The sequence below is a fragment of the Duganella lactea genome, from assembly GCF_009857505.1.
GTDB lineage: Bacteria > Pseudomonadota > Gammaproteobacteria > Burkholderiales > Burkholderiaceae_D > Rugamonas > Rugamonas lactea.
This window is the reverse complement of sequence record NZ_WWCP01000010.1, coordinates 125,487-151,836: the sequence shown is the minus strand read 5'-3', so window position 1 is coordinate 151,836 and position 26,350 is coordinate 125,487. Positions and strand designations below refer to the sequence as shown.

The window sequence follows — 26,350 nt, the reverse complement described above, 5'->3', positions numbered from 1 at the left end:
AAGGGCGCCTATCTGACACACGGGTTCAACTACCCAAAGTCTGGTCGGCGTCACCCTGCCTGACCGTTGCCACCTCCACATTATCCGGCGATGGCGCGGTAGATTCAATATACGAGGTCTGACACCCCGGTTTTACAGAATCTCCCGCACCAGCTCGGATGGCCGGCACAGGCGCACGCCTTTGTTGCTCACCACGAACGGCCGTTCGATCAGGATCGGGTGCGCCATCATCGCGTCCAGCAGCGCCTCGTCCGACAGCGTGGTGTCGGCCAGTCCCAGCGTCTCGTACAGCTCGCCCTTGTTGCGCAGCGCCTGGCGCACGCCGATGCCGGCCTCGGTGATCATCGCCTTCAACGCGTCGCGCGACGGCGGCTGCTTGATGTAGTCGACGATCAGCGGCTCGACGCCGCTCGCGCGGATCGCTTCCAGCGTCTTGCGCGACGTGCCGCAGGCGGGGTTGTGATAAATCGTGATGCTCATGATGCTGCCCTCGTGCTGAATGACAAAGGCAGCATTATCGCTTAAAACTTGGTCGCCAGACTGACGCCCAGGCTGCGCGGCGCCAACCGGTAGCCCTGCACAATCGACGCCACCTGTGGATGCTGGATGATCGTGTCCGTATCGAACGCGTTCTTCACGAACAGCGTGAACGCATACGCGCCGAAAGTCATGCCAGCGCTGAAGTTGGCCGTGTGGTAGGCCGGGCGATCATGGTCGGTCTGTGACGGATCCAGCGAGCCTTTGCTGGAGCCGACCCATTGCACGCCGCCCATCACAAACGCCGGCCGCTCCCACGCCGAGAAGTTATAGGTCGCGTTCACCGCCGCGTTGTAGTTCGGCACACCCTGAATCCGCGCACCCGCCACCGCCCCCACCACGCCGTTGTCGATGCCGACATCGTTCGACAGCTCGGCCTTGACGTAGCCGCCCGAGGCGCTCAGCGTCAGTCCGGGCAGCGGCTTGGCCTTGATGTCAAACTCGAAGCCCTTGGTGGTGGCGTCGCCGGCGTTGGCGTTGTAGGTGTAGGCACAGGTCGGCAGGTAGACGCCCTGCTGGATATTTTTCCACTTCACGTAGAACACATCCGCGTTCACCGTCAGCCGGTTGTTGAGGAAGCGCGACTTGCTGCCCACCTCGTAGCTCCACAAGCTGTCCGGCGAGTACGACGGCGGCCCCGCCGTGATGCCGTTCGCCTCCAGATCGGGGCCGCAGGTGGTCGGCGGCACGTAGATGTTGGCGCCGCCGAGACGGAAGCCCTTGGCCACACTGGTGTACACCGTGTTGGACGGATCGACCTCCCACGTCAGCGCATACTTCGGCGTGAAGGCTTTCGACGTGGTCTCGGCGCCGCTGTTGTTGCCGGTGCCCGCCAGGTAATTGCCGTTGCGCTGCTCCAGCGTGGTGTTCGCCTTCAGATAGCGCGCACCGACGGTGGCGTGCACGGTCGGCGTGATGTAGTAATTCAATTCGCCGAAGAGGGAGCCCTGCTTTTCACGATAATGAAAAGCGCCCGCGAACGAGTTATCGTTGGGGAACTGGCCGGGACGAGCATCCGGCAGCAGCTCCGGGTCCGCGATGTCAAAGCCAAACTGCTTGAACGTCTCCGTCACGCCGAAGATCGGATCGTTCTCGATGATGTTGGTGTGCTGGCGCGAGAAGTACGTGCCCACCAGCCAGGTCCACGGCGACACCTTCTCGTCATACGGCCGCGAGGCCAGACGGAACTCCTGCGACACCTGCCGCACTTGATTATTCAGATACACCGCCGACGGCAAGCCGGCGATCGCCTCGATCAGCGCCGGCGGCGCCTTGCCACCATCGTCGGTGGAGGTCAGGAAGGTCGACAGCGAATAGCTGTTGTACGCCGAACCATTTTGCGTGCGGTCGAACTTGCGCTGGAAATAGCTGGTGGCCGAGGTCAGATCGACCGCCCCCAGATCCCAGTTGACCGTCACGCTGGGCGCCAGCAGCTTATCGACGGACGGCTCGCGCACCTGCTTCTGCGCCTGATACGCCGGCAGCTCCAGATTGAACGCCGCGATATCCCTGGCGTCGATGCGCTGGTAGTACACCGACGGCGTCACCGTCAGCGCCCGCGTCGGCCGCCACTTCAGCGACGCCCGCAGTTCCTGGTCGTTGATCTGGTTGATGTTATTGGCGATGACGTTGCCGGCGCCATCCACCTGATCGATATAGCCACCGGTGTGCTGCGCCTGCACGCCGATGCGCAGCGCCAGTTCATCGGCGATCAGCGGAAAGTTGGCCACCACGTTGGCCGCATAATTCGCGCTGCCGCCCTTGGTGTTCGAGCCTTCGGTGTAGGTGGTGAATTCGCGCTCCTTCAGATCCGGCTCGTTCGGCACGAACTTGATGGTACCACCCATCGAGCTGGCGCCGTACAAGGTGGCCTGCGGCCCGCGCAGCACCTCCACCCGGTCGATGTCGAAGAAGCGCGGCTCGATATTGCCCATGGTGTAGACGTTGCCCACCGTGACCGGCGTATCGCCAAGGTAGATGCCGACCGTGGCCGCCCCCGCCGTGGAGCTGATGCCGCGAATCTCGACGTTCGACGTGCCCGGCCCGGCGCCGCCGTTGCCGCTGGCCGCCGTGAAGGAGATATTCGGCACCACCCGCGTCAGGTCGGTGATGTCGCGCACCTGCTCGGCCTGCAGTTGCGTGCCGGTGATGGCGCTGATGCTCATCGCCACCTTGGCCGGATCTTCCTGGCGCTTTTGCGCCGTCACCTTGACGACTTCGATTTCGTCCGGGGACGGCTGTTGTGCCCAAACCTGGCCGCTGAAGGCCGCCAGCACGGCGGCGGCGATGATGGTGCGTCGAATATCCATGTCCGATCTTCTCCCTGGCGCCCCAAAGTTGGGCAGTTTGCTTATGTTTACCACATTGGTATTTTTAAAAAGCAAAATCTTTGCCAAGTGTCGGTTATTTGAAACGCCTGAACAGGTCGGCGATCTTTGTTCTTTGCTACAGAACCGGCGTCTTTAACAGTGCAGGAATAGCGTCACTCATGGCGCCCGCGATCACCTCGCTCAGGCGTTTGAATTTCTGCTCGCCGGTGGTCGCGTCCCATGCCACTTGGTGCGCCTCGGTCAACTGGTAGTTGACGTTCAGGTCCGACTCCTTGACGTTCACCTCCTTCAGCACATTCAAGGTCTGCGCATCGATCAGACGCACCTTAAGATAGACGAAGGTGGCCACGAAACCGCTACCGGTGACCAATGAGCGGCTATTCATCAGCCGCGTTTCATTATCAATGTAGAAGCCCAGTCCCTCGATCCGGCCGCCGCCCACCATGCCATCCTGTATGCGAAATTCCGCATAGGCGCGATTCTTGGTGATCAGGATCAGCTGCGTGACCGCGCGTTTCGACAGCAGGCTGCTCAGATAGGCGCGGTTATCCCGGTTGGCGTCTACTTCATCGAACAAATCGTTCTGCGCCTTGAACAGGTCCTTGTCGGCGGTGACCAGCAACGTCGTCATGACACCCGGACGTAACATCTTGAACGCCTTGTTGGCGGCCTGAATCGCTTCCACGTCCAGCACGGGATTATCGATCGGCATCACCATCTTGCGGTTGGCGTCCATTTTGCTGCCGGTACCGCGCATAAAGAGCTGCGTCGTGATGCTATCGCCGGCCAGCGACAGGAAGGCGACATTCGGCACCGGCTCGTCCGCCGCCCTCACCACCAAAGGCGCCAGCAACACGCAGCAAACAGCACACACCAGCGAAACACGAAGCTTGAATTCCATTGCTCATCCCATTTCTTGATTATTTAAAAATAATTATAAAATAAAAATTTCCCAAAGGAAATTATTATTTGTCTTTTATGCACCCCGATGTAAAGGGTGACCATGGGGGACGAGCGCCACGCGGCGGCGCCAGTTGATAACGTCGCGGAAATCTGGTGTAATTAACATCACAGTCGGGGCGTAGCTTAGTCCGGTAAAGCGCTACGTTCGGGACGTAGAGACCGGAGGTTCGAATCCTCTCGCCCCGACCAACAAAGCCCGTAGGCAAGTAATATTTTCATTGAATATCATCTATTGATTTGAACCGGCGGTTGTTGGCCAAAAACAGCCGGTGGCCCGCAAGGTGTCCGATGACTTGCGTGAAGTGGGAAAGTTTAGATTTCTTTGAGATTTGTGATTGACGTCGAGGATAACAACCAGCGATATTGGCCGGTGAATTATTGACACGGCCAAGGAAGTCAAATGAGAATCGCTAAATTTTCCCGATACGGAGCGGTAAGCCAAATCTTTCACTGGACAACTGCGTTACTGGTTGTCGTCGCCTTTATTCTTGGTCCAGAAGGCTCAGAGCGACATGTCTACGATGCACAGGAAAAGCTGGGGCGGCAGGTCCATGAGACTCTAGGGCTGTGCGTCTTCGTTGTTTCGATATTGCGACTACTTTGGCGCGCCATCACACCTCGCCCCCAACTGCCTGAGCTATCTCCCACAATCGCCAGGGCCGCCAAGCTAGTGCAGTTCTCCCTGTATGCTCTTTTATTTGCGCTACCACTGACTGCCATCACAGGCATCTGGCTGGAGGGGCATGCGATAACGCTCCTGGGAAGCATCGAAATACCATCGCCAATTTCTTCGAACAGTATGTTGGGCGAAACCGCTGGAGAACTACATGGCCTGCTAGGAGACATCATTATTTGGCTGGCGGGCTTCCATGCGGCAGCCGCGTTATACCATCACTTTTTCTTGCGAGATGAAGTTCTCCTTTCAATGCTGCCTCGGTGGATTTCCGGACGAAGAAACGATTAGCAGTCAGGACTTCCCAACTGGCCCACGCGGTCAGAAGGATGGCGACTTGCGTATAGTGGCTTGCGCGTCTAACCAATGCCGAATTGTTTTCTCAAGCTGGCATCGACCGGTGCGGCCGGCAGGAAACGGCGCAAGCGACTCAACAGCGTTGCTTGGCCGGGAGGCGTTTTTCGCATGCGCCACTTGCCCAGTGCCGCGTCAACAATGGTGGCGGCCACACTGTGGGGAGAGGGCGCGTTGTTGATGTCACGGGCCACCGCCGCCGCCACAGCGGCGCGTTCGCGGTCATAGGCCGCAAGTGTGGCTTTTGCCACCGGCGAATTGGCTTCCAGACTGGTCCTGGCGTAAGCCGGCGCCACCAGCGTGACGTGAATGCCGAACTGGCGGACCTCGTGGTCCAGTGATTCAGATAAGCCTTCAATCGCATGCTTCGATGCCGAATACAATCCCATGTAAGGAGCGGGAAGAAAGCCCAGCACCGAACTGACATTGACAATCCGCCCGGAACGCTGTTCCCGCATCTGCGGCAGCACCGCCTGAATGGTGCGCATGACGCCAAAGACATTGGTCTCGAACAGCAACTGTGCTTCCGCGATGCTCGTTTCCTCCACGGCACCGGTCATATTCACCCCGGCATTATTGACCAGCACATCAATGCGGCCGGCGCGACCGAGAATCTCAGCGATGGCACGCGGCACCGAATCGCTATCGCGCACATCCATCTCCACCAGCGTGATGCCAGGCAATGGCGCCGCGCTAGCGAGACTGCGGACGGTGCCAAACACAACACACCCGTGCGCCGCAAATTGCTCGGCGGTGACACGGCCAATACCGGATGAGACGCCGGTTACCAACACCACCTTTGAAGTCGACATAGCATTTCCTTTCGTTTTTAATTTTTGGACGGTGATACGCCCATCCGCACCACGACCTTGCCTTTAGCCCTGCCCTGCTCCAGATACGCCAGACCTTCCTTTGCCTGCTCAAACGCAAATACCTGATCAATCACCGGCCGGATGCGTTCGGCGGCCAGCAAAGCGCCGATCTCGGCGAGTTGGCGCCCATCCGGGCGCACGAACAGGAAGGAATAGTCAGCGTCCCGTTGCCTGGCGCGTCGGATGATTTTGGCGCTCAACAGGCTAAAGATGATCTTCATGGCGAAGTTCATGCCGCGCGCGCGGGCGAAAGCGGCATCCGGCGGCCCGATCAGCGAGACGATCTTGCTGCCCGGTCTCAAGATCGCCAGCGATGTTTCCAGCGCATCGCCGCGCAGCGTGCCGAGGATCGCATCGTAGTCGCGCAGGACCTGCTCAACCTCATACTTTTTATAGTCCACCACTTCGTCCGCGCCGAGCGTGCGCACCAGTGCCACATTGCCACTGCTGGTGGTCGTTCCGACAGTCGCCCCGAAATGTTTGGCCAGCTGGATGGCGAACGTACCGATGCCGCCGGAACCGGCTGGAATGAACACTTTCTGACCGCGCTGCAATTGCATGCGTTCCTGCAGCGCCTGCCACGAGGTCAGCCCGACCATTGGAATGGAGGCGGCCTGGATAAAGTCCAGATTGGCCGGTTTGTGTGCCGCAGCGGATTCCGGCACCGCCGCGAACTCGGCCAGGCTACCGCCGGGCAGGTCAAAGATGCTGGCAAAGACCGCATCGCCCGGTTTGAAGCGCGTGACCCGGCTGCCTGTTTCCACCACCACACCGGCCAGGTCGCTGCCCACCACGTGGGGCAATTGGAGCGGCATGATCGGTTTGAACATGCCCTTGGGGATCATATAGTCGATCGGATTGAGGCCCGCCGCATGCACCTGCACCAGCATTTCGTCTGGCTTGATCGCCGGTCGCGGCAACTCGGCAAATGCCAGCTTGTCGAGTCCACCGTAACTTTTCAGGATAAGCGCTTTCATTGTTTACTCCCTTCTTCTGAGATTGTGATCTGCAACAACGCCAATGCCGGACGACGCGCCGTTGATGACGGCGGCTTGACGGACAGTGATCAACATCGCGCAAAAATATTATGACCATCATATTTATGTTTAAAAAAAACCGCCGGCGTGTTTAGCCGGCGGCCGGCGTGAACTGTTTGAGGGTGGCGGCGCGCAATGCTTGCGATAGCGCTGGATCATCCACCGCGCGCGCAATCATGGTGGTGCCGATCAGCGCACATAGCAATGCCATCGCCTGCTCATGCGCTTGCTGCTGCCCCCATCCTGGTAACTGACGCGCAATCAAATCGACCATCTCTTTAATGTGCGAGGTCACCGCATGCCGCACCGCCGGCGTCTGGCGCGGCATTTCCGAGCCCAGCGCCGACACCGGACACCCAGTCTCAATCGCACCGATATGCTCAGGCGACAGATAAGCCTGCATAATTGCCTGTAATGCCTGCCCCGGAGGCGCTGATGCCACCACCTTAGCCGCCAGCGCTGCCGCATCGGCGAACGCCTTGCCGCCGGCTTCGGCCAGCAAGGCGTCGCGCGACGCGAAGTGCGAATAGAAGCCGCCGTGCGTCAAACCGGCTTCCTTCATAATGTCGGCCACGCCGGTACCGTCATAACCGCTGCGGCGGATCGCGCGCGCCGCGACCTCAACGATGCGGTCATGCGAGATTTCCTTGCGGCTCTTGACGGTGGATCGGGAAGATTTTTTCTGCATGATGATCATCATATCCCATTTTTGATGTGGATGCAGGCTTTGTGCGCGAAGGCTGATTGGCGGTTTGGACATCTCGTCCGCCCTATCGCCACATTCGAATTTAGGGCTTCACTTCTAAACAACAAATTCCAAGAAGAAATTAGTTTTCCATCAAGAAACATTCAATTATCATTAATTTTTCTTAAATTTCACAAAACTACAAACAATGAAAAATTTGTCGTTCAAACAAAAACTGTGGCTGCCCCTGATACTGAGCCTGCTTTGCATTTTCGTGATCTTTGTCCATGACGCGCTTCAGGCGCGCAACTTGCGCCTTGAGGAGCGGCAGAAGGATCTCACCAATGTGAACCAGGCTGGGCTGAGCATCGTGAAGCATTTCGACGCGCAAGCCACCGCCGGGCAGATCACGAAAGCCGAGGCGCAACGCCGCGCGACCGACGTGATACGCTCGCTGCGCTTCGGCCAGGACGGCTACACCGCCATCGCCAGCAAGGACATGATTTCGCTGATGAATCCGTTCGCGCCGCAAAACAATGGCAAGGACATGAGCGGCTTCAAGGACGTCAATAATTACTACCTGTACCGCGAGATCGCCGCGGCCGGCGCCAGCGCCGCCGGGTCGGGTTATGTCCGCTACGTGTGGCCGCGGCCGGGCGGCAAGGAGCCGCTGCCGAAAATCAGCCGCGTCGACCGCTACGGTCCGTGGGGCTGGGACCTGATCACCGGCGTTTATATGGATGATATCGACCGCGCCTTCCAGGCCGAACTGCTGAAATCGGGCGGCGTGCTGCTGGGTGTGACGCTGCTGCTGGGCTTCATCGTCACCCGCATCAACCAGAGCCTGCGCGACACCATCGGCGGCGAACCGGCGCTGGTGCGCGATGCCGCCGGCCGCATCGCCAGCGGTGACTTCAGCCTGCCGATCCACACCAACGCGCACGACGACAGCAGCATTCTGTTCGGGATCAAAAGCATGCAGACCCAGCTGGCCAACACCATCGGCGAAATCCGCCGCAGCGCCGACACCATCGCGCTGGCCTCGGCCGAAATCGCCAGCGGCAATATGGACCTGTCGGCGCGCACCGAGTCGCAGGCCAGTTCACTGGAGCAGACGGCGGCCTCGATGGAGGAGCTGACTTCCACCGTCAACCAGAACGCCGTCAACGCGCAGCAGGCCAACGACATGGTGATCTCGGCCTCCAGCGTGGCCGGCAAGGGCGGCGAGGTGGTGTCGAAAGTGGTGCGGACCATGGACGCCATCAACAACTCGGCCACGCGCATCGTCGATATCATCAGCGTGATCGACGGCATCGCCTTCCAGACCAACATCCTGGCGCTGAACGCGGCGGTCGAGGCGGCCCGCGCCGGCGAACAGGGACGCGGCTTCGCGGTCGTGGCCAGCGAAGTGCGCAACCTGGCGCAGCGCAGCGCCGCCGCCGCCAAGGAAATCAAGACGCTGATCGACGACTCGGTCGATAGCATCAAGGTCGGCAGCGCGCTGGTGGCCGAGGCCGGCGCCACCATGGACCAGATCGTGGACAGCGTCTCGCGCGTGACCACCATCATGAGCGCGATCAGCGCCGCCTCGCACGAACAGAGCGTCGGCATCGGCCACGTCAACCAGGCGATCAATGAAATGGATGCGGTCACCCAGCAAAACGCCGCGCTGGTGGAACAGGCGGCGTCGGCGTCGGCCAGCATGCAGGACCAGGCCAGCCTGCTGGCGCAACTGGTGCTGCGCTTCCGCCTGGACCAGGCGGAATCCCACCCGCTGACGTTGTTGCGCTAAGACGGTTGGGCGGATCAGCCCAGCGTCGCCGGCATCATGGCTGGCTGGCCCGCTGGCGAATGCAAGCGGGGAAGCTGGCGCGGCGGCGATGCCGCGCGTTGGGCGCCATCGTCCAGCTGGAAGACCGAGACCTCGCCGGCCAGCCGTTCGGCCTGCTCACGCAGCGCCTCGGCGGCGGCGGTCGCCTCCTCCACCAGCGCCGCGTTTTGCTGCGTCACGGCGTCCAGTTCGGTGATGGCCTGGTTGATCTGGCCGATGCCGACTTCCTGCTCCTGTCCGGCATGCTCGATCTCCGACATCAGCCGCGCGACACGCTGGATATCGCCGACCAGCCGGGTCATCGAGTCGCCGGCGGAGGCCACCAGGTCGGCGCCGCGGTCGACCCGACCGACCGATTCGCCGATCAGTTCCTTGATGTCCTTGGCGGCCTCGGCGCTACGCTGCGCCAGATGGCGCACCTCGGCGGCCACGACGGCGAAGCCGCGCCCCTGCTCGCCGGCGCGGGCCGCTTCCACCGCCGCGTTCAGCGCCAGGATGTTGGTCTGGAAAGCAATGCCGTCGATCACGCCGATGATGTCGGCGATGCGCGCCGAGGCCTGGCGGATGTCGCTCATGGTGCCCACCACGCCATGCACCAGCTCGCCGCTTTGCTGGGCCGCCTGCGAGACGGTGTGCGCCAACGCGCTGGACTGGCGCGCCGATTCGCTGTTCTGCCGCACGGCGGCGGTCAACTGCTCCAGCGACGAAGCGGTTTCTTCCAGGCTGGCGGCCTGCTGCTCGGTGCGGCGCGACAGGTCCAGATTGCCGGCGGCGATCTGCGTGGTGGCGGTGGCGATGGTTTCCGTGCCGTTGCGCACGGCACGGATGGTGCCGGCCAACTGCTGCTGCATGCCGGCCAGTCCCTGCATCAGCTTGCCCATCTCGTCCTGGCTGTGCACGATGATCGGCTTGCCCAGATCACCGGTGGCGATGCCGTCGAAGTGGCGGATGGTGCTGGAAATCGGCCCCATGATGGCGCGCAACAGCGACAGGCAAGCCACCACGCTGGTCAACAGGCTGACGGCAATCGCGGCCCCGGCGATCCACAGCTGACGCTGGTAACTGTCCTGGCTGGCGGCGTAATAACGCTGGTTGACCTGGCTCTGGAAATCGGTCAGCGCCGCCGCCGCCTTGGTCAGTTCAGTGTACAGGGCCGGCAACACCGTCATCGCGTAATGTCGCGCGCGGGCGTTGTCTTCCGCGCCGATGGCTTGCAGCATCGGGCGATAGCCCTCGTCGCTCAAGGCGCGCCGGCGCCGGCCGACTTCGTCGGACAGGGCTTTTTCCGCGCTTTCCTGCGGCAGCGCCAGGTAGTCGGCCCAAGCCTTGTCGGCTTGTGTCATGTACGCCGCGGCCCGGCCCAGTTCGGCCTCGTCGGCCTGGCCGCCCTTGACCACCACCCGGTCCAGCACCAGCCTGGCGCGGGCGATGGCCAGCTGGGAGTCGGCGATCGCCAGCGCCGACGGCAGGGTGTTGGTGTTGATTTCGCGCATGCTGGCATACATCGCCCGCATGCCGTAGATACCCGCGACGCCTGTCAGGATCACCAACAGGCCAAGAATGGTCATCGCCCCGATCAGGCGCTGACGAATAGAAGAGTTAATTGTCATAGTTATATTGCATGAATCGGCACGCGATATCACGCTCGCTAGGTTTTAAGGAAGTGACTATATTTTTTGACACCACGACTGCACCGGCAGTATAGTTATTCCAAAGAAAGTATTACAGGTTGAAATGGGACACTTTTTGAGCGAATCGGGACAATGGGGAGCGTCGGCATGAAGGCGCTGCTGAGCGAATTTGGCGGCGTACTGCAACACAATTCCATGTTCAATGTCATGGTGCGGGGCTACTCGCCGCACCTCATCACTTTTCTGGTGAGCGAAATGCGCCGCCAGGGCGTGGCGCTGGAGGCGGCGCTGGCGGGCAGCGACATCACGCCGGCGACACTGGCGTCCACCGCCAGCCGCTACTCGGTGCTGCAAATCTTGCGCGTGGTGATGAACAGCTTGCGGCTGACACCGGAGATCGCCTTCGATGTCGGCGCCAGGCTGCAGGTGGTCGCCTGCGGCATTTACGGTTACGCCATGCTCAGCAGTCCCGACCGCCAGCAACTGATCGGCGTGGTCCGCAAATACGCCCACCTGGTCGATCCGCTGACACGCGTGACGTACTCGCGCTTGCCGGGCTATTCGGTGTGGCAGGTCGATCCGCTGTTGCCGGCCGATCCGGAACACCCGCTTTACCGCTTCGCGACGGAGTTGAAACTGGCCAGTTCCCTCGCCATCGGCAAAGACCTGTACGGGCCGCAGTTCCGCTTTCACCAAGTGCGGCTGCGCTATGCCGCGCCGGCACAGGCGGCGGCGTATGCACAGCGGCTGCAATGCCCGGTCGAGTTCGCACAGGAGCTCAACCAGGTCATCCTGTCCGACGCCGACACCGTGCTGCAAGGGGTCTCGCGTCCCGATCCGATGACGCACGCGCTGGCCTTGCAACTGTGCGAGAGCGAGGCGCAACGGCTGGCCCCCACCGAGTCGTTTTCCAGCGCCGTGGCGGCGCTGCTGCGCGAACGGCCAAACACGATGCACAATATCGACCAGGCCGCGGCGCAGCTAGCGCTGCATCCGCGCACGCTGCGGCGCCGGCTGCAGACGGAAGGCACCCGCTTCAGCGATATCGTCAACGCCCAGCGGCTGGAACTGGCGCTGCTGTATCTGCGTCAGCGTGAGCTCAGCAATGAGGACATCGCCGTGCGCCTGGGGTACAGCGACGCCGCCAATTTCAGAAAGGCCTTTGTGGCCTGGACCGGCGACACTCCGAGCCGCTTCCGCCAGCGGCACAGCGGCCAATCACAAACGTGATTAGATGGCGCCAGCCGGTTGACACTGCCGGGACAGGTCCCGATACTCGGTGCACACAAATTACCAGCCGAAGTTGGAGACCATGTCACTGAGCCGCCGCAATTTTCTGAAGTCCGCCGCCGTCACCGCGTTGCCCGCCGCCGCCGTTGCCACGGCAACGGCAACGACCACCACCACCACGCCGACGCGCGCCACGCCAGCCGCCGGCGACGGCAGCGCCGCCCTGCACTGGCTGGAGGGCGGCGTGCCGGCCTTCTCTTCCGGGGCAACGCTGGGCGTGCCGTGGCCGCGTGGTCGCCATCCGCAAACGCCAGCCTTCGCGCTGACCACGGAAGACGGCCAGCCAGTGCCGGTGCAAAGCTGGCCGCTGGCCTGGTGGCCGGATGGCTCGATCAAGTGGTCAGCGCACGCACTACCGGCCAACGCCGGCCTGTCCGCCACGCTGCAACTGGCAGCGGTCGCCGACGCGACAGCACCGGCCGCCGCCGTGACGGTGGAGGAACGCGCCGACAGCATCGTCGTCAACACCGGCGTGATCCGCTGCAGCGTGGCGCGCCGTGGTCCCCATGTGATCCAGGCCATCAGCCGCGACGGCCGCGACATGGCCCGCAACGGCCGGCTGGTGGCGCTGGCCGCCAACACGCCCGACAGCGAAGCGGCCAACACCGTGCAGCGCCACTATGACAGCGCGGTCACCGCCGTCACGGTGGAGCAGCGCGGGCCGGTGCGCGCGGTCGTCAAGGTCGAGGGCAAACACAGCGCCGATGGCCGCGCCTGGCTGCCGTTCTCGCTGCGCCTGTACTTCTACGCCGGCGCCGAATCGGTGCGCATCCTGCACACCTTCGTGTTTGACGGCGACGAGAACACCGACTTCCTGCGCGGCCTCGGCCTGCGCTTCGACGTGCCGCTCGACGGCCCGCTGTACGACCGTCACGTGCGCTTCGCCGGCGAGCAGCCCGGCCTGTGGGCCGAGGCCGTCCAGGGCCTGACCGGCCTGCGGCGCGATCCGGGCGCGGCCTTCCGCCAGGCGCAGGTGGCCGGTCTGCCGTGTCCGCCCATCGCGCAGATGGCGCCACGGGTGTCGTCGGCGCTGCATCTGGTGCCGGCCTGGGGCGACTACACGCTGTCGCAGCTGAGCGCGGACGGCTTCCAGATCCGCAAGCGCACCAAGCCCGGCCACGGCTGGATCGACGCCGACGCCGGCAAGCGCGCCGCCGGCAGCGGCTACATCGGCGGCAACGGCGGCGGCGTCGCCTTCGGCCTGCGCGAATTCTGGCAGCGCCACCCCACCCGCCTGGATATCCGTCACGCCCACACCAGCGCCGCCGAGGTCACTTTATGGATGTGGTCGCCAGACGCGCCGGCGATGGACCTGCGCTTCTACCACGACGGCATGGGCATGGAGACCCACGCCCAGGAGCTGCAAGGGCTGGACATCACCTACGAGGACTACGAAAAAGGCTACGGCACGCCGCACGGCGTGGCGCGCAGCAGCGAGATCACGCTGTGGGCGCTGGCCGCCACGCCGAGCCGCGAGCGCATGGTGCAGATCGCCGCCGCCGTGCAGACGCCGCCGCAGCTGGTGGCGGCGCCGGCGCACTTCCTGGCCAGCGGCGTGTTCGGCGGCCTGTGGAGCCTGCCGGACCGGTCGACGCCGGCCAAGGCCGCCATCGAGGATGAGCTGGACCGCCGTTTCGCGTTCTATCGCGGCCAGGTCGAGCAGCGCCACTGGTACGGCTTCTGGAACTACGGCGACATCATGCACACCTACGACGCCGACCGCCACGTCTGGCGCTACGATGTCGGCGGCTACGCCTGGGACAACTCCGAGCTCTCGCCCGATCTGTGGCTGTGGTACAGCTTCCTGCGCAGCGGCCGTGCCGACATCTTCCGCCTGGCCGAGGCCATGGTGCGCCACACCAGCGAGGTCGACATCTACCACCTGGGCCGCTTCGCAGGGCTCGGTTCGCGCCACAATGTGCAGCACTGGGGCTGCAGCGCCAAGCAACTGCGCATCAGCGCCGCCGTCTACCGCCGCTACTACTACTACCTGACCGCCGACGAGCGCATCGGCGACATCCTGCGCGAACTGCTGGACGCCGACGCGATGCTCGAAGCGACCGATCCGGTGCGCAAGATCGCCGACGCGCCGCCCAAGGGCCAGTATCCGGCGCGCGCCAGCTTCGGCACCGACTGGGGTTCGCTGGCCGGCAACTGGCTGACCGAATGGGAACGCGGCGGCAATCCGCGCTACCGCGACAAGCTGCTGACCGGCATGAAAGACATCGCCGCCATGCCGCACGGCTTCTTCAACGCCGACCGCGCCGGCTACGAGCAGGACAGCGGCCACCTGCACAACATGACCGGCGACAAGGTCGCGGCCAGCCACCTCAATTCGGTGTTCGGCGCGGTGGAGATCTTCGCCGAGCTGATCGCGCTGACCGGCCACAAGGATTTTGAACAGGCGTGGCTGCAATACTGCACGCTGTTCAACGCCGACAAGGCGGCGCAGGTGCGCGCGCTGGGCATGCCACACGGCGGCAGTCCGGTGCTGCGCGTCGGCCACTCACGCCTGACCGCCTACGCCGCCTGGCGCACCGGCGACGCCGCGCTGGCGCGCCGCGCCTGGAGCGAGTTCTTCGATCAGCCGCTCAAGCCGCTGCGCACGCTGGACCTGCATGGCCCGACCGTGCTCAATCCGGTCCAGGAGGCCGAGGGCGTCAGCACCAACGACACCGCGCAGTGGGGCCTGGCGGCGATCCAGAATCTGGCGCTGATCGGCGATTATCTGCCGGGCGGGGCCGCCAAGTGATGCGCCGCGCGCTGGCGGCCGCCTTGCTGGCTGTCGCTTGTGCGCACACTGCGGCACGGGCGGCGGACGCCTACCTCTTCACCTACTTCATCCAGAACGGCGAGGACGGCCTGCATCTGGCCGCCAGCACCGATGGCTACCACTGGGACAAGCTGGGCAACGGCCGCAGCTATCTGACGCCGACCGTGGGCGACGCCCGGCTGATGCGCGATCCCTGCATCGTGCGCGGCCCGGACGGCATCTACCACATGGTGTGGACCTCCGGCTGGAAGGACCAGCACATCGGCTACGCCTCGTCCACCGATCTGCTGCACTGGTCGGCGCAGCGCGCGCTGCCGGTGATGGCGCACGAGCCGGGCACGCTGAACGCCTGGGCGCCGGAAATCGTCTACGACGCGCCACGCGGCGAGTACCTGATCTTCTGGTCCTCCACCGTGCCGGGCAGGTTTGCGCAGACGGCGGGAACCTCCGAGGACAAGTACAACCACCGCATCTACGCCACCACGACCAAGGATTTCGTCACCTTCACGCCGACCAGGCTGTTTTACGATCCCGGCTTCAGCGTGATCGACGCCACCTTCGTGCGCGCCAACGGCCAGCAGCATCTGCTGGTGAAGGATGAGACGCGCCATCCACCGCGCAAATATCTACAGGTGGTGGCGGCGCCGGATCTGCATGGGCCGTTCGGCAAGCTGAGCGCGCCGATTTCGCCACCCGGCGTGTGGGTCGAGGGGCCGACCGCGATTCAGATCGGCGCCGACACCATCGTTTATTATGACGCCTACATTGACAAGCGCTACGGCGCGCTGCGCTCGCGCGATCTGGTGCACTGGGAAGATGTGAGCCAGCAGATGCACTTCCCGGACGAGGGCACGCCGCAACGCATGCGCCACGGCACCGTGATCGCCGTGCCGGAAGCCTTACTCGACCGCCTTCGAAAAGCGAACTGATGCACAAAAATCCCATGCCGCGCACCGCCCCGCTGCCCGTCCGCCTGGCCGGCCTGACCTTGCTCTGCGCCGGCGCCACGGCGCTGGCGCAGAGCCCACCTCAGACACCAGCCCAGCCGCAAGCCCAAGCCAAGCCACAGCCGGCCGCGCCGGTGACGGCCAAATCGGCACAGCCCGCCACGACGGCCGAAGCAGACGCCGTGCAAAGCATCGCCGTGGTGGCGCAACGGCCGAACGAGCAGATCGACCGCTCCGTCTACGACCTCAGCAAAGAGGTGATCACGCCGGCCGCCTCCGCCGCCGACGTGCTCGCCAACGTGCCGAACGTCACGGTGGACCAGGACGGCAAGGTGGCCATACGCGGCAACCAGAACACCCAGGTCTTTGTCGATGGCAAACGCTCGGCGATGTTCTCCGGCGCCAACGCCGGCGATGCGCTGAGCAGCTATCCGGCCGGGGCGCTGGAAAGCGTGGAGGTGATCACCGTGCCGGGCGCCGAATTCGGCGCCGAGGGCGGCGGCGGGCCGATCCTGAATCTGATCACGCGCCGCGTGCGCCCGGTGGGCGGCCAGGGCACCATCAGCGCCGGCTTCGGGCCGGATGGACGGCATACCGCCGCCCTCAACGGCAGCTACAACGCCGGCCGCTACCAGATCGAAGGCGGCATGAACCTCGGCCGCGACATCTTCCAGCGCAGCGGCTGGAGCGATGCGCAGACCAATCTGGGGAGCAGCAGCTCCACCAGCCACCGTGAAGGCACGAGCCGCATGGCATCGAACCGGCTGTCGCTGAACCCCACGTTCAGCTACAACGTCGGCGAAACCGACCGCCTGCGGGCGGCGCTCAATTACAACCGCGGCAACAGCGAGACGGCGTCAGTCAATGATTTCCTGATCTACCAGGGCGGCCCGGCGCCCTATCAGCAATACCGGCAGCGCAGCGATAACGACAGCCATATGACGATGTATCAGCTGGCCGTCACCTACGAACAAAAGTTCAATCGCACCGACAAGCTCAGCTACGACTTCCGCACCTCCGCCAACGACCGCATCGGCGAGAGCCACAATCGCAACAGCTACACCATCACGCCACCGAACGGCCCACGCGCGCAGTTCCTCAACGGGAATAACGTGACCAACCGCCTGAGCGAATTGAGCATGGACTACACCCGGGCCCTCACGCCCATGCTGCTGGTGACGGCGGGGCTCAAGGCCGGCCTCAACACCGGCCGCACCGACGCCGACTACTTCAACATCGACCCGCTGACCGGCGAGGAAGTCATCGACGTCAACCGCGCCAGCGCGTTCAAGAACATCGAGCGCTCGTATGCGGTCTACCTGACCGGCAACGCCAGGCTGAGCGAACATTGGACCATCAAGCCCGGCTTGCGCTACGAGACGGTGCGGCGCGATATCGACTACATCAACCAGCAGAACTCGGCCGGCGACAGCAGCCAGCGGCTGATGCCGAGCATGTTTGCGCAGTATGCCTGGGGCGGCTCCAGCAACGCGACGCTGACCGGCGCGTTCACCCGCCGCATCACCCGCCCCTCGATGGACGACATCAATCCGAATCTGCGCTATACGAGCGACACCAGCTATAGCCTCGGCGATCCGCGCCTGGCCGCCACGCACGGCGACAAGTTTGAACTGAAATACGACGACAAGGCGGGCTGGCTGAACTACACCATCACGCCCTACCGCGAGAAGGATACGCCGCTGATCGGCCGCATGTTGACGCCGGTGCCGGGCAGCGCGGTGGTAATCGTCGAGGCGGCCAACTTCGGCGCCAAGACCATCAATGGGCTAAGCCTTAATTTGCAGGGCCGCCCGGACAGCACGCTGAACTTTGGCGCGACCCTCAATCTGCAGCGCCTGACCCAGTCGGTGCTGTCCAACAACTACAACGCGGACGGCACGCGCTACACCAGGGAGACGGCGCTGACGTCGAATCCGAAAACGCTGCAGCTGCGCGGGCAATACACACTCGGCACGCACAGCTTCCAACTGAACGGCAACTACACCGGCAAGCGCCTGTACGGTCAGTACCAGACAGGCTCCACCTGGATGGTCACGCCCGCCTGGAACTGGACCTTCACGCCCGGCATCACGCTGCGCGCCAGCATCCGCGATCTGTTCAACAGCAATGTGAATCGCGGCGTGCAGTACTCGGATTTTGTGCAGTCGGAGAGCTACAGCAGGCAGGCCGGGCGCGTCTACTCGGTGGCGTTGAGTTTCCGGCTCGGAGGTGTGACCGGCGATCCACGCCTGCGCAATGGCGGCGGCATGTTCCGTGCCCCTGGTGGCAACGGTCCGAGCCTCTAAGCGGCAAACACTTGCTTCAATGATTGCGCCTCGGGCAGCACTCCATTTTGCTCTCCTTTTCCAGCTTGACGACAGCTCGCCAGTAACGCCGCTGCAGCAGCGGTGGCAGGACCATCATCCAGTTGATCACTTTGAACAATTCAATTATGCGCGCCTTACTCCAACCATGCTGAAACAGGAGCTTTGTGAGTTGCCACTTGGCCGCATAGAGTTGATCGGGATCGCGGCGGGCACGCTGGGTACGCAAATGAGCCAGCGTGACCCAAGCAAAAGGATTAAAGCGCGGCTGTTTTGACCAGTCGATCTCCACACAAAGATCGGAAAAAAAGAACGCCATGAATTCCTGGAACGCATGCGTCAATGCGGCTTTCCAGGGAAGATCGTAACGGGCGGGCGGGGCGGTATTACGCATCAGCCCAGTCTAAGAGAACGAACCGGGCCGCTGTATTGAGGTACTACAAATTTACTTCAGATCGGCGGCCGGAATCTGCTGCCCTTCGGCGGACAGATAAGCGCCCAGCGGATTGCCTGGCAGCCCCTTGAAGGCGGACACCACACTGCGCGCGTTGAAGACGGCGCCGGCGTCGTTGGTGTGGGTGCGGGCGTCGGCGAAGTAGTCGCCGACCGTCTGCGCGCCAAGCTTGCGGTAGCCGTCGCTGATCACCATGGTCAGGTCGGCGAACTGTGCGCCGCCGTTGCGCGCCACCTGCTGATCCCATTCGGCAAAGCTGGCGAAGTCGCGGCCCTGCTCCCACACATCCTTGTGCGGCACCGGCGACAGCAGGATCACGCTCGCCCCCTTGGCGCGGGCGTCGGCCACATAACGCGCCATATACCAGCCGAACGTGTGCACCTGCTCCTTGCCGCCATCAGGCTTGATGTCTTCCACCGTCTCCGGGCCGATGCCCTTGCCGGAGGCGCGGCCTTTCATCGCCGGATCGCCGATGCGGCCGCCATCGTTGTGACCGAACTGAATCGCCACCACGTCCCCGGCCTTGAGCTGCTCCAGCACGCGCTGCCAGCGCCCTTCGGTATAAAAGGTACGGCTGCTGCGCCCGCCGATGGCATGGTTGACCACATTGATCTTGTTGACGTCGAAGTACGGCGCGATGCGCTCGCCCCAGCCGATGGCGCCGTTGACGCCGCCGCTTTTGACCGTCGAATCGCCGACCAGGAACAAGGTCGGCAAGGCGGCGTCGCGCGGCTTTTCCGCCTTGACCCTGGCGGCATCCACCACCGGCCGCTCATCCTCCAGCGGTGCGATCGCCTGCGCGGCGGCGCTGAACGGCAGCGGCAAGCGCAACGCTTTCAAGCCGGCCACCACGGTGCGCGCATTCAACTCGGCGCCAGCCCAATTGGTGTGCACACGTTCCTCCGGCGTGGTCTGCGGGAACATCCGCATCGTCGACTCGCGGCCCAGCGCGTCGTACTGCCGCGCCACCTGCTCGTTCAGATCGATCAAGCCAACCTGCTGTTGACGCGCCACCTGCGCCGCCCAGCCTGCATAACCGTCGCGGCTGCGGACGATCTTGCCACTGGCATCCCAGTCCTTGCGCGGAATCGGCGAACAGATCACCGGCGTCGCCCCGCGCCGTTTGATCTCGGCGATGTAGAAACGCAGATACCAGCCATAGCTGTGCACCGTCTCATGCTTGCCGGTGAGCAGATTGTCGATTTCCTCGCTCTGCTCGCCAACGCCCTTGATGGTGCCGCGCGCCCGGCTGGTGTCATTGAGCGCGCCGCTGTCGTTGTGGCCGAACTGAATCAGCACCACATCGCCCGCCTTGATGTAGGCCTGTGTGCGCTCCCAATGGCCGCTGCTCAGGTAAGTGCGGCTGCTCAGGCCGCCCACGGCGCGGTTGACCACATTCAGCTTGGTCGCGTCGAAATACGCCGCCAGCGGATTGCCCCAGCCCCACTGCCCTGCCGGTCCCTTGCCCTGGCCGTCATCATGACCATTGCGCACCGTCGAGTCGCCGATCAGGATCAGCGATGGCAGCCTGGGATCGGCCGGCTCCGGCAAGACCACCTGCGCCCTGGCCGGATCGGTGTTGACGGCGGCCGGCAGCGCCTGGGCCAGGGCTGCCGTGGCGCAGCACCACAGCAGCAGCGTTGTCAGCAGGCGGCGCCGGATCATCAGAGCTTCACCGACAGCGTCAGGAAGTAGCGGCGACCGGACCACGCCACCTCGTTGACGCGCAGTGACGAACCGCCATCGGTGGTCTGCGCCTGGTCGGTCAGGTTCTTCCCTTCCAGCGACACGGTCACGTTTTTGTTATAGCGCCACTGGATCTTCGCATCCAGGAAGCCGGTGTTTTGCTGGAAGGTCGGGTTGCCCGCCTGGTCCGCGGTGCCGGTGTAATAGCGGTCGCGGTAGTTGTAGGCCACACGCGCATTGAAATCGCCCAGGTCATACCAGATCGCCGCGTTGTAGCTGTTCTTCGACAGGCCGGGATAAGTCAGCTCGGTGCCATCCAGCGGGTTGATCAGCGTTGTACCCGGTGCATACTTGTACTTCATATAGGTATAGTTCATGTCCAGGCCCAGACCACGCGCATAGCCCGGCAGGAAGGTCAGCGCCTGGCGCCACGTCAGTTCCACGCCGTCGGTGGTGGCGCCCTGGCCGTTGGTCGGGCCGGTGACGTCAAACTTCAGGCCGTTGTGGAACAGGTCGACGCCTTTGCGCAGCGCCTTGTCGATGATGTAACTGTCGATATCCTTGCGGAAGAAGCCTGCCGTCAACTGGGTATCCGCGCTTGGGTAGTATTCCAGGCTCAGGTCCTTGTTGGTGGCGCGGTAAGGCTTCAGGTCCGGATTGCCGGCGGTGCAATCGTCGGTGCCGTCGCCGCCCACCAGTGGCGAGCCGCTGCCGATGATGCACGCCGCCGCCGGCACCAGCTTGTCGATCGCCGGACGCGCCATCACCTTGCCCCAGCCCAGACGCACCATGAATTGATCAGGCACCAGCCACATCATGACGTTGGCACTCGGCAGGTAGTCGTGGTATTTGCTGTCCACGCTGACGATGCCGTTGCTGATCACGGTATCGGTATAAGTGGTGCCGCCGCCGCTGTTTGGCGTGCGTACCGTCAATTTGTTCAGGCCGGTCGAGGTGTCGGTCGTGCCGGTGTAGCGCACGCCGATGTTGCCCCAGATGCCGCGATCGAACAGCTCGGTGTCGAAGTCGGCGCGCACATAGGCCGAGCGCACCGTCTCCTTGACCTTGAAGGTTGGAATCTGCGGATACACCTTGCCATCGTTGCCGGTGGCCGAATACACGCTGTCGAAGTTGAAGTGCGAGGTGTCGAAGTACGGCAGCGCACTGTTGTAGACCGGCGTCATCCAGCCGGACGGCACGTTGCCGATGCCGTTGTAGCCACTGAAGAAGGTGCCCGGCGAACGGCCCGACACGGCCGAGATCAGCGCGGCCATATCGGTCTTGTTCACATACTTATCATTGTAGTAGAAGTTCGGATAGGACGGCACCGAACTGCTCCGAAGCTTGCCGGTATTGTACGGATCGTACACGATGGTCGAGTTGACGTTGGCGGACGGCACGTAGATATCGTCCGTCGTGGCGGCGGTGCCGTTGTTGCTGACCAGATAGCCACCGCCGTCATAGCGCTGGGAATCGGCGCGACGGGCCTGGGCACCAAACCAGAGTTTGCTGAAGAACGGCGTGCTCAAACGGTATTTGAAGTCCAGCTTGGCCTGGTCTTCCGAGTTCTTGGTTTCATACGGACGGTACTGCAACTGCGCCTGCACGTAGGAGCCCGGAGCATCCGGCGAGTAGCCGGCAGGGAAGGTGAACTGTGGCAGGCCCAGGTCGTCCAGCTTGACCCGCAGGCCCGGCGCGTTCTGTGACAGTACGATCGAGTTGGTCTCGTTGTGGTAGGTCGATTTGGAGGTGTTCAGCAAGCCCTCCACTTCCAGCATGTCGCGCTTGAAATTGAAACCGGTGCTGAGGTAGTCCGAATTGATCTTCAGCTTGAAGTCGCGCGCCGAGGTGCTGAACGCGCCCTGGCCGCCAGCGCCGCCGACGTACTGGCAATTGCCCACCGTGTAATCGGTGACAATGTGATTGCTCACCACCATGCTGGACGGCGTACTGGTGGCCGGCAGCGCGACGCAGGTACCGGTGCCGGTGTTCGGCACGCCAGTGGCCGGGTTGTACACCGGCGCGACGCCGGCGCTGGACAAGCGCGACAGCGCGCTGAAGTCGGTGCCGAAGTTGCGGTCGTTCAGGCGTTGATCCTGGTCGTTGCGCTGATAGCTGACAAAGGCGTTCAGATCGTTGCTGAACTTGTACTGCGCGGTCAGCTCGGCCGAGGAACGCTTGTGGTCGCGGGTCCAGATGCCGTAACGCGGCGTGCCGGGGCTGTAGTCATACCACTGCTGCTGGCAGGCGGTCTTTTGCGCCGCCGTCAGCGTGTTGGCCGAGCAGCCAGCCACGGTGTTGACGGCCGCCACCGCCGGGTCGAGCGAATTGACCGTTTTCTCCGGCGAATTATCCCAGTCGCGCAGGAAGCGCCAGCTGGTGTTACGGCTGTAGTCATTCTGCGTCAGCACCTCGTCGTAGACCAGGTTGGCCATCAGGCCCAGGCGGCCGTCCATGAACTTGTCGGCCCACAGCAGGCTGGCGCGCGGCTGCGTGCCGCCACGGCTGGTGGAGTGCTCGCCCGCCAGTGTGCCGGCGATGGTGCGTTCCTTGAAGTCCAGCGGCTTGCGGGTGCGGATCGATACGGTGCCGCCGACGCCGCCCTCGGTCAGATCGGCGGTGGTGCCCTTGTAGACGTCGATCGAGGCGATCAGCTCGGACGCCAGCTCGCGCAGCTCGGCGCCGCGGCCGGCACCGCCGTTGGTGCCCAAAACGGACATACCGTTTATCTCAATACGGTTCAGGTCCGGCGCCACGCCGCGGATCGACACCTGCGAGCCTTCGCCGAAGTCGCGCGTCAGCTGCACCCCGGTGATGCGCGACAGCGCCTCACCCACGTTCTTGTCCGGGAACTGGTTGATGTCTTCCGCGATGATCGAGTCCGACACGGTGGCGTTGCGGATCTTGCGGTCAATCGCGGAGGCCACCGCTTTGCGCGTACCGACCACCATCACGGTGTTGGCGGCGTCTGGTTCGCTGTGCGTGCTAGCCGTCTCCTTGGCGGCGGTCTCGGTTTGGGCCATGGCGGCGTTGCTGGCCAGGATGGCCAGGGCCGATGCGACGGCGATGCTGATGGCTGGGCGTGCCAGCCGGTTGGCTTGTGTTGGTTTGTACACTTGATGTCCCCCGTTATTTTTAAGTCAGCTTATGCAATGCATTCTAGGGGGGACTTGCAAGAAAAAATCACCTGTTCTTCAAAGAATCAAATTGTTGATTGCGAATTGCTCAGTCTGTTGTTTTGGCTGCAAGCGGCCGCCATTCCCGCCATGGCGGGGCCTGAAAAAGGCCTGATAGCAGAAAGACATGAACGAACTAATCAATTCGGTGATTGAAACGCGGCGCGCTGACTGGCGCGCAGCAGATACACGCCATACAGGCACAACGGCAACACCGCCAGCAGGGCGGCGAACGGCAGCACCGAGCCCTCGCCGGTGCCGGCGGTGGTCAGCAGCGAGGTCACCAGCGCAAAGTCCCACACGCCGTGCACCAGCGCCATCGGCCACACCGAGCGCGTGCGCAGACGGATGGCCGCATAGCCCACGCCCTGCAGGAACGCAGCCAGCGCCTGCCATGACGCGCCGCCAAGGTCGCCGCTGGCCAGGCCGTTGACCGCGTGCGCCACGCCGAACAGCGCCGACGACATCAGCACCGCCGGCCACAACGCATGCCGCTCCAGCAGGCTGCGCAGCAGCAGCGCGCGGAACATCAACTCCTCCGACACCGCCACCAGCGCCGTGTTGCACGCCACGATCAGCAGCACATTGGCTGGCGGCCAGCCGCCCGCCCACGCCACCAGCAGCATCAGCAGCGCATACAGCAGCGGCGGCAAGGCCAGCAGGAAGATGCGCCACGGTCGCGGCGCCCCCAGGCCGGCGTCGGCGCGGCGCTCGGAGATCAGCACCAGCAGCAACGCAAACAGCGCGGCCAGCGCCCATCCGATGCCAACGCCGCCCGCCACCGACGCGGCCAGCGACGGCGCACCGCCGCTCAGGCTGCCCAAGCCCGCGGTCAGGAACAACCAGACCAGCAGCGCCGCCAGCGCCAGTGGCAACGTGAGGTGCAGGCGTTTCATCGGTTCACCAGTACCCCAGCAGTTTCCACCAGGCGCCGCCAATCACCGCGAACACCGCCAGCTCCAGCACGCACATGACGAAACCCACCCGCCACCAGTTGCCCAGTGTGACGTAGCCGCTGCCGAAGATGATCGGCGAGGTGCCGGTGGCGTAGTGGGTCAACGTCATCATGATCGACGAGCCGGCCGTCATCATCAGCAGGAACGGCGCCAGATATGCCGGTGGCAGCAACTGCGCGCCGACCGACATGAAGGCAAACAACATGGCGCTGATGTGCGCGGTGGTGCTGGCAAACAAATAGTGCGAGAACACGAAGGCCTGCAACAGCACCGTCGCCACCGGCAGCCAGCCCATGCCGCTGGCCGTGATCGCCTCCTTCATCGCCAGCGCCGCCCAGGCGATCACGCCCAGCTTGTTCAACTGCTCGGCCAGCATGACCAGCGCGCCGAACCAGATCAGCGTATCCCACGCGCTCTTTTCCGACAGCACGTCGTCCCAGTCCAGCGTGCCGGTGATGATCAGCACAAACAGGCCGAGAAAGGCCACCACCGTCGGGTCCAGCGTCCACGCCGGACCGCACAGCATGGCCGGTACGTTGGCCCACAGTACCAGCAGCAGGCCGAAGGTGCCGAGCATGACTTTTTCCTTCGGCGCCAGCGGCCCCATGCGCGCCAGCTCGCTGCGCGCGTACTGCACGGCGTCCGGCGTGGCCTTCAGTTGCGGCGGCGACAGCAGATAGATCACCAGCGGCATCAGCAGCAGGCAGACCAGGCCCGGCAACAGCATGCACAGCGCCCAGGTGGTCCAGCTCAGATGAAAGTTCTGGTTGCTGGCCTTGGCGACAAAATCGACCACCAGCGGATTCGGCGCGGTGGCGGTCAGGAACATGGCCGAGGTGATCGGGTTGGCGTGGTAGTTGACCAGCGCCAGATAGGTGCCGACCTTGCCTTCGGTGCCTTTGGCCGGGTCGGAGTCGAAGGCATTGGCGATCGACTTCATCACCGGATGGACGATGCCGCCGCCGCGCGCCGTGTTACTCGGCGTGAACGGCGCCAGCACCAGCTCGCACACCGTCAAGCCATAGCCGATGCCGATGGTGCGCTTGCCCAGCAGGGCGATGAAGAGCAGGCCGATGCGGCTGCCCAGGCCGGTTTTCTTCAGGCCGCGCGAAATCAGCACCGCCACCACGATCAGCCAGATCAGCGGGCTGGCAAAGCTGCTCAGCGCATCAGCGATCGCCCCCTTGGACGAGCTTGAGGTCACCTGCGACAGGGCGACGATGACGATCGCCATCAGCGCCATCACACCGATCGGCATCACCTTCAGAATGATGGCGACGATGGTGGTGAGGAAGATCGCCACCAGCGCCCACGCCTTGGGCTCCAGGCCGGCGGGACACGGCAACGCCAGCAGCACCAGCAGCACCGTCGTGGCGATCGCCGCCGGCACCAGGCGGAATGGCACCGCGTCGTTAAAGTAGCGCAGCATTGCGGACAGCTTGGACAGCATGTCGGACCTCTCGGAAATGGATAACAGCAGACGCTAGTGTGCCTGTTTTTTCGCGAGTGTGGATTTAGTGCAATAAATGCCCGGCCGCCACGCGGTTGACGAACAGGGTAAACGGTATATACTCGGCCTATCCAAATGGCTTATTCCGACAACGCACCGTGAACATCGACCGCATAACCATGCCGCGCCACTGTTCCGCCCTGAACGAGGGAGCATTGCCTGTGGCCGGACGCCGACGCGTGTCCACGAAGGATATCGCCAGCCTTTCTTTTGCTCGGTAAGCCAGAACCCCTCCCGGTTTCCGCGCCTGCCGAGCCGACCTCCCTGCCCTGAAGCGCCGCTGGACAACGAACCAGGCGGCATCGTCACGCACTTTTTTGG

The 26,350-nt window shown here is 63.5% G+C and carries 19 protein-coding genes and 1 tRNA gene; 8 read left to right on the top strand and 12 right to left on the bottom strand.

Going from position 1 to position 26,350, the window contains the following annotated elements; all coding sequences use genetic code 11:
* Window positions 1–132: 132 nt before the first annotated feature.
* The 3 genes from arsC to GTP44_RS11125 form a co-directional block, all read right to left on the bottom strand.
* Window positions 133–480 carry an arsenate reductase (glutaredoxin) gene (gene arsC / locus GTP44_RS11135; protein WP_161019466.1) on the bottom strand — a complete coding sequence of 116 codons (348 nt, stop codon included), beginning with the start codon at window positions 478–480 and terminating at the stop codon, window positions 133–135.
* Window positions 481–521: 41 nt separating this feature from the next.
* Entirely contained in the window at window positions 522–2,846 is a 2,325-nt protein-coding gene (locus GTP44_RS11130) for a TonB-dependent receptor (RefSeq protein ID WP_161019465.1), read from the bottom strand.
* Window positions 2,847–2,982: 136 nt separating this feature from the next.
* A complete protein-coding gene (locus tag GTP44_RS11125; protein WP_161019464.1) occupies window positions 2,983–3,768 on the bottom strand; it encodes a hypothetical protein in 786 nt (261 codons plus the stop codon).
* 174 nt (window positions 3,769–3,942) lie between these two features.
* Here GTP44_RS11125 and GTP44_RS11120 point away from each other — a divergent pair.
* Together GTP44_RS11120 and GTP44_RS11115 are read left to right on the top strand one after the other, a co-directional pair.
* Window positions 3,943–4,019: transfer RNA gene (locus GTP44_RS11120), tRNA-Pro, on the top strand.
* 211 nt (window positions 4,020–4,230) lie between these two features.
* Window positions 4,231–4,794 carry a cytochrome b gene (locus GTP44_RS11115; RefSeq protein ID WP_160990791.1) on the top strand — a complete coding sequence of 188 codons (564 nt, stop codon included), beginning with the start codon at window positions 4,231–4,233 and terminating at the stop codon, window positions 4,792–4,794.
* Between the two features lie 68 nt (window positions 4,795–4,862).
* On the opposite strand, the gene GTP44_RS11110 is transcribed toward GTP44_RS11115, so the two are convergent.
* From GTP44_RS11110 to GTP44_RS11100, 3 genes are all read right to left on the bottom strand, one after another.
* Window positions 4,863–5,669 (bottom strand): oxidoreductase, encoded by an 807-nt coding sequence (locus GTP44_RS11110; RefSeq protein ID WP_161019463.1) that lies wholly within the window; start codon window positions 5,667–5,669, stop codon window positions 4,863–4,865.
* A gap of 17 nt (window positions 5,670–5,686) precedes the next feature.
* Window positions 5,687–6,706: an NADP-dependent oxidoreductase gene (locus GTP44_RS11105; protein WP_161019462.1), complete on the bottom strand. Its 1,020-nt coding sequence runs from the start codon at window positions 6,704–6,706 to the stop codon at window positions 5,687–5,689.
* A 151-nt stretch (window positions 6,707–6,857) separates the two neighbouring features.
* Window positions 6,858–7,466 (bottom strand): TetR/AcrR family transcriptional regulator, encoded by a 609-nt coding sequence (locus tag GTP44_RS11100; RefSeq protein ID WP_161019461.1) that lies wholly within the window; start codon window positions 7,464–7,466, stop codon window positions 6,858–6,860.
* A gap of 193 nt (window positions 7,467–7,659) precedes the next feature.
* On the opposite strand from GTP44_RS11100, the gene GTP44_RS11095 reads away from it, so the two are divergent.
* Entirely contained in the window at window positions 7,660–9,243 is a 1,584-nt protein-coding gene (locus GTP44_RS11095; RefSeq protein ID WP_161019460.1) for a methyl-accepting chemotaxis protein, read from the top strand.
* Window positions 9,244–9,257: 14 nt separating this feature from the next.
* On the opposite strand, the gene GTP44_RS28015 is transcribed toward GTP44_RS11095, so the two are convergent.
* Window positions 9,258–10,892, bottom strand: coding sequence for a methyl-accepting chemotaxis protein (locus GTP44_RS28015; protein ID WP_161019459.1), 1,635 nt, complete (start codon window positions 10,890–10,892; stop codon window positions 9,258–9,260).
* 168 nt (window positions 10,893–11,060) lie between these two features.
* Between GTP44_RS28015 and GTP44_RS11085 the strand changes: the two genes are divergently transcribed.
* From GTP44_RS11085 to GTP44_RS11070, 4 genes are all read left to right on the top strand, one after another.
* Window positions 11,061–12,143, top strand: a complete 1,083-nt coding sequence (locus tag GTP44_RS11085; protein WP_161019458.1) for an AraC family transcriptional regulator — start codon at window positions 11,061–11,063, stop codon at window positions 12,141–12,143.
* Between the two features lie 82 nt (window positions 12,144–12,225).
* Window positions 12,226–14,955, top strand: a complete 2,730-nt coding sequence (locus GTP44_RS11080; protein ID WP_161019457.1) for an exo-rhamnogalacturonan lyase family protein — start codon at window positions 12,226–12,228, stop codon at window positions 14,953–14,955.
* Complete coding sequence (locus GTP44_RS11075; RefSeq protein WP_161019480.1) at window positions 14,955–15,905, top strand: glycoside hydrolase family 43 protein; 951 nt, start codon at window positions 14,955–14,957, stop codon at window positions 15,903–15,905. Before GTP44_RS11080 ends, GTP44_RS11075 begins: the two co-directional genes overlap by 1 nt.
* Window positions 15,905–18,229, top strand: coding sequence for a TonB-dependent receptor domain-containing protein (locus GTP44_RS11070; RefSeq protein ID WP_161019456.1), 2,325 nt, complete (start codon window positions 15,905–15,907; stop codon window positions 18,227–18,229). Before GTP44_RS11075 ends, GTP44_RS11070 begins: the two co-directional genes overlap by 1 nt.
* A 16-nt stretch (window positions 18,230–18,245) precedes the next feature.
* Here GTP44_RS11070 and GTP44_RS11065 read toward each other — a convergent pair whose 3' ends face one another.
* Genes GTP44_RS11065 through GTP44_RS11055 form a run of 3 tightly spaced genes read right to left on the bottom strand, consistent with a single transcriptional unit; the run spans window position 18,246 to window position 23,503 of the window.
* Window positions 18,246–18,641 (bottom strand): hypothetical protein, encoded by a 396-nt coding sequence (locus GTP44_RS11065; RefSeq protein WP_161019455.1) that lies wholly within the window; start codon window positions 18,639–18,641, stop codon window positions 18,246–18,248.
* Between the two features lie 51 nt (window positions 18,642–18,692).
* A complete protein-coding gene (locus tag GTP44_RS11060) occupies window positions 18,693–20,366 on the bottom strand; it encodes a rhamnogalacturonan acetylesterase (protein ID WP_161019454.1) in 1,674 nt (557 codons plus the stop codon).
* Complete coding sequence (locus tag GTP44_RS11055) at window positions 20,366–23,503, bottom strand: TonB-dependent receptor (RefSeq protein WP_161019453.1); 3,138 nt, start codon at window positions 23,501–23,503, stop codon at window positions 20,366–20,368. The genes GTP44_RS11060 and GTP44_RS11055 overlap by 1 nt, the downstream gene beginning before the upstream one ends.
* 54 nt (window positions 23,504–23,557) lie before the next feature.
* Here GTP44_RS11055 and GTP44_RS11050 point away from each other — a divergent pair, with 54 nt between their 5' ends.
* The gene (locus GTP44_RS11050) at window positions 23,558–23,719 is read left to right on the top strand and encodes a hypothetical protein (protein ID WP_161019452.1); all 162 of its coding nucleotides are present in this window, start codon (window positions 23,558–23,560) and stop codon (window positions 23,717–23,719) included.
* On the opposite strand, the gene GTP44_RS11045 is transcribed toward GTP44_RS11050, so the two are convergent.
* Entirely contained in the window at window positions 23,704–24,459 is a 756-nt protein-coding gene (locus GTP44_RS11045; protein ID WP_161019451.1) for a CPBP family intramembrane glutamic endopeptidase, read from the bottom strand. The two genes, GTP44_RS11050 and GTP44_RS11045, sit on opposite strands and share 16 nt — an antisense overlap.
* Window positions 24,460–24,463: 4 nt before the next feature.
* Window positions 24,464–25,969: a DASS family sodium-coupled anion symporter gene (locus GTP44_RS11040; protein ID WP_161019450.1), complete on the bottom strand. Its 1,506-nt coding sequence runs from the start codon at window positions 25,967–25,969 to the stop codon at window positions 24,464–24,466.
* Window positions 25,970–26,350: the final 381 nt, after the last annotated feature.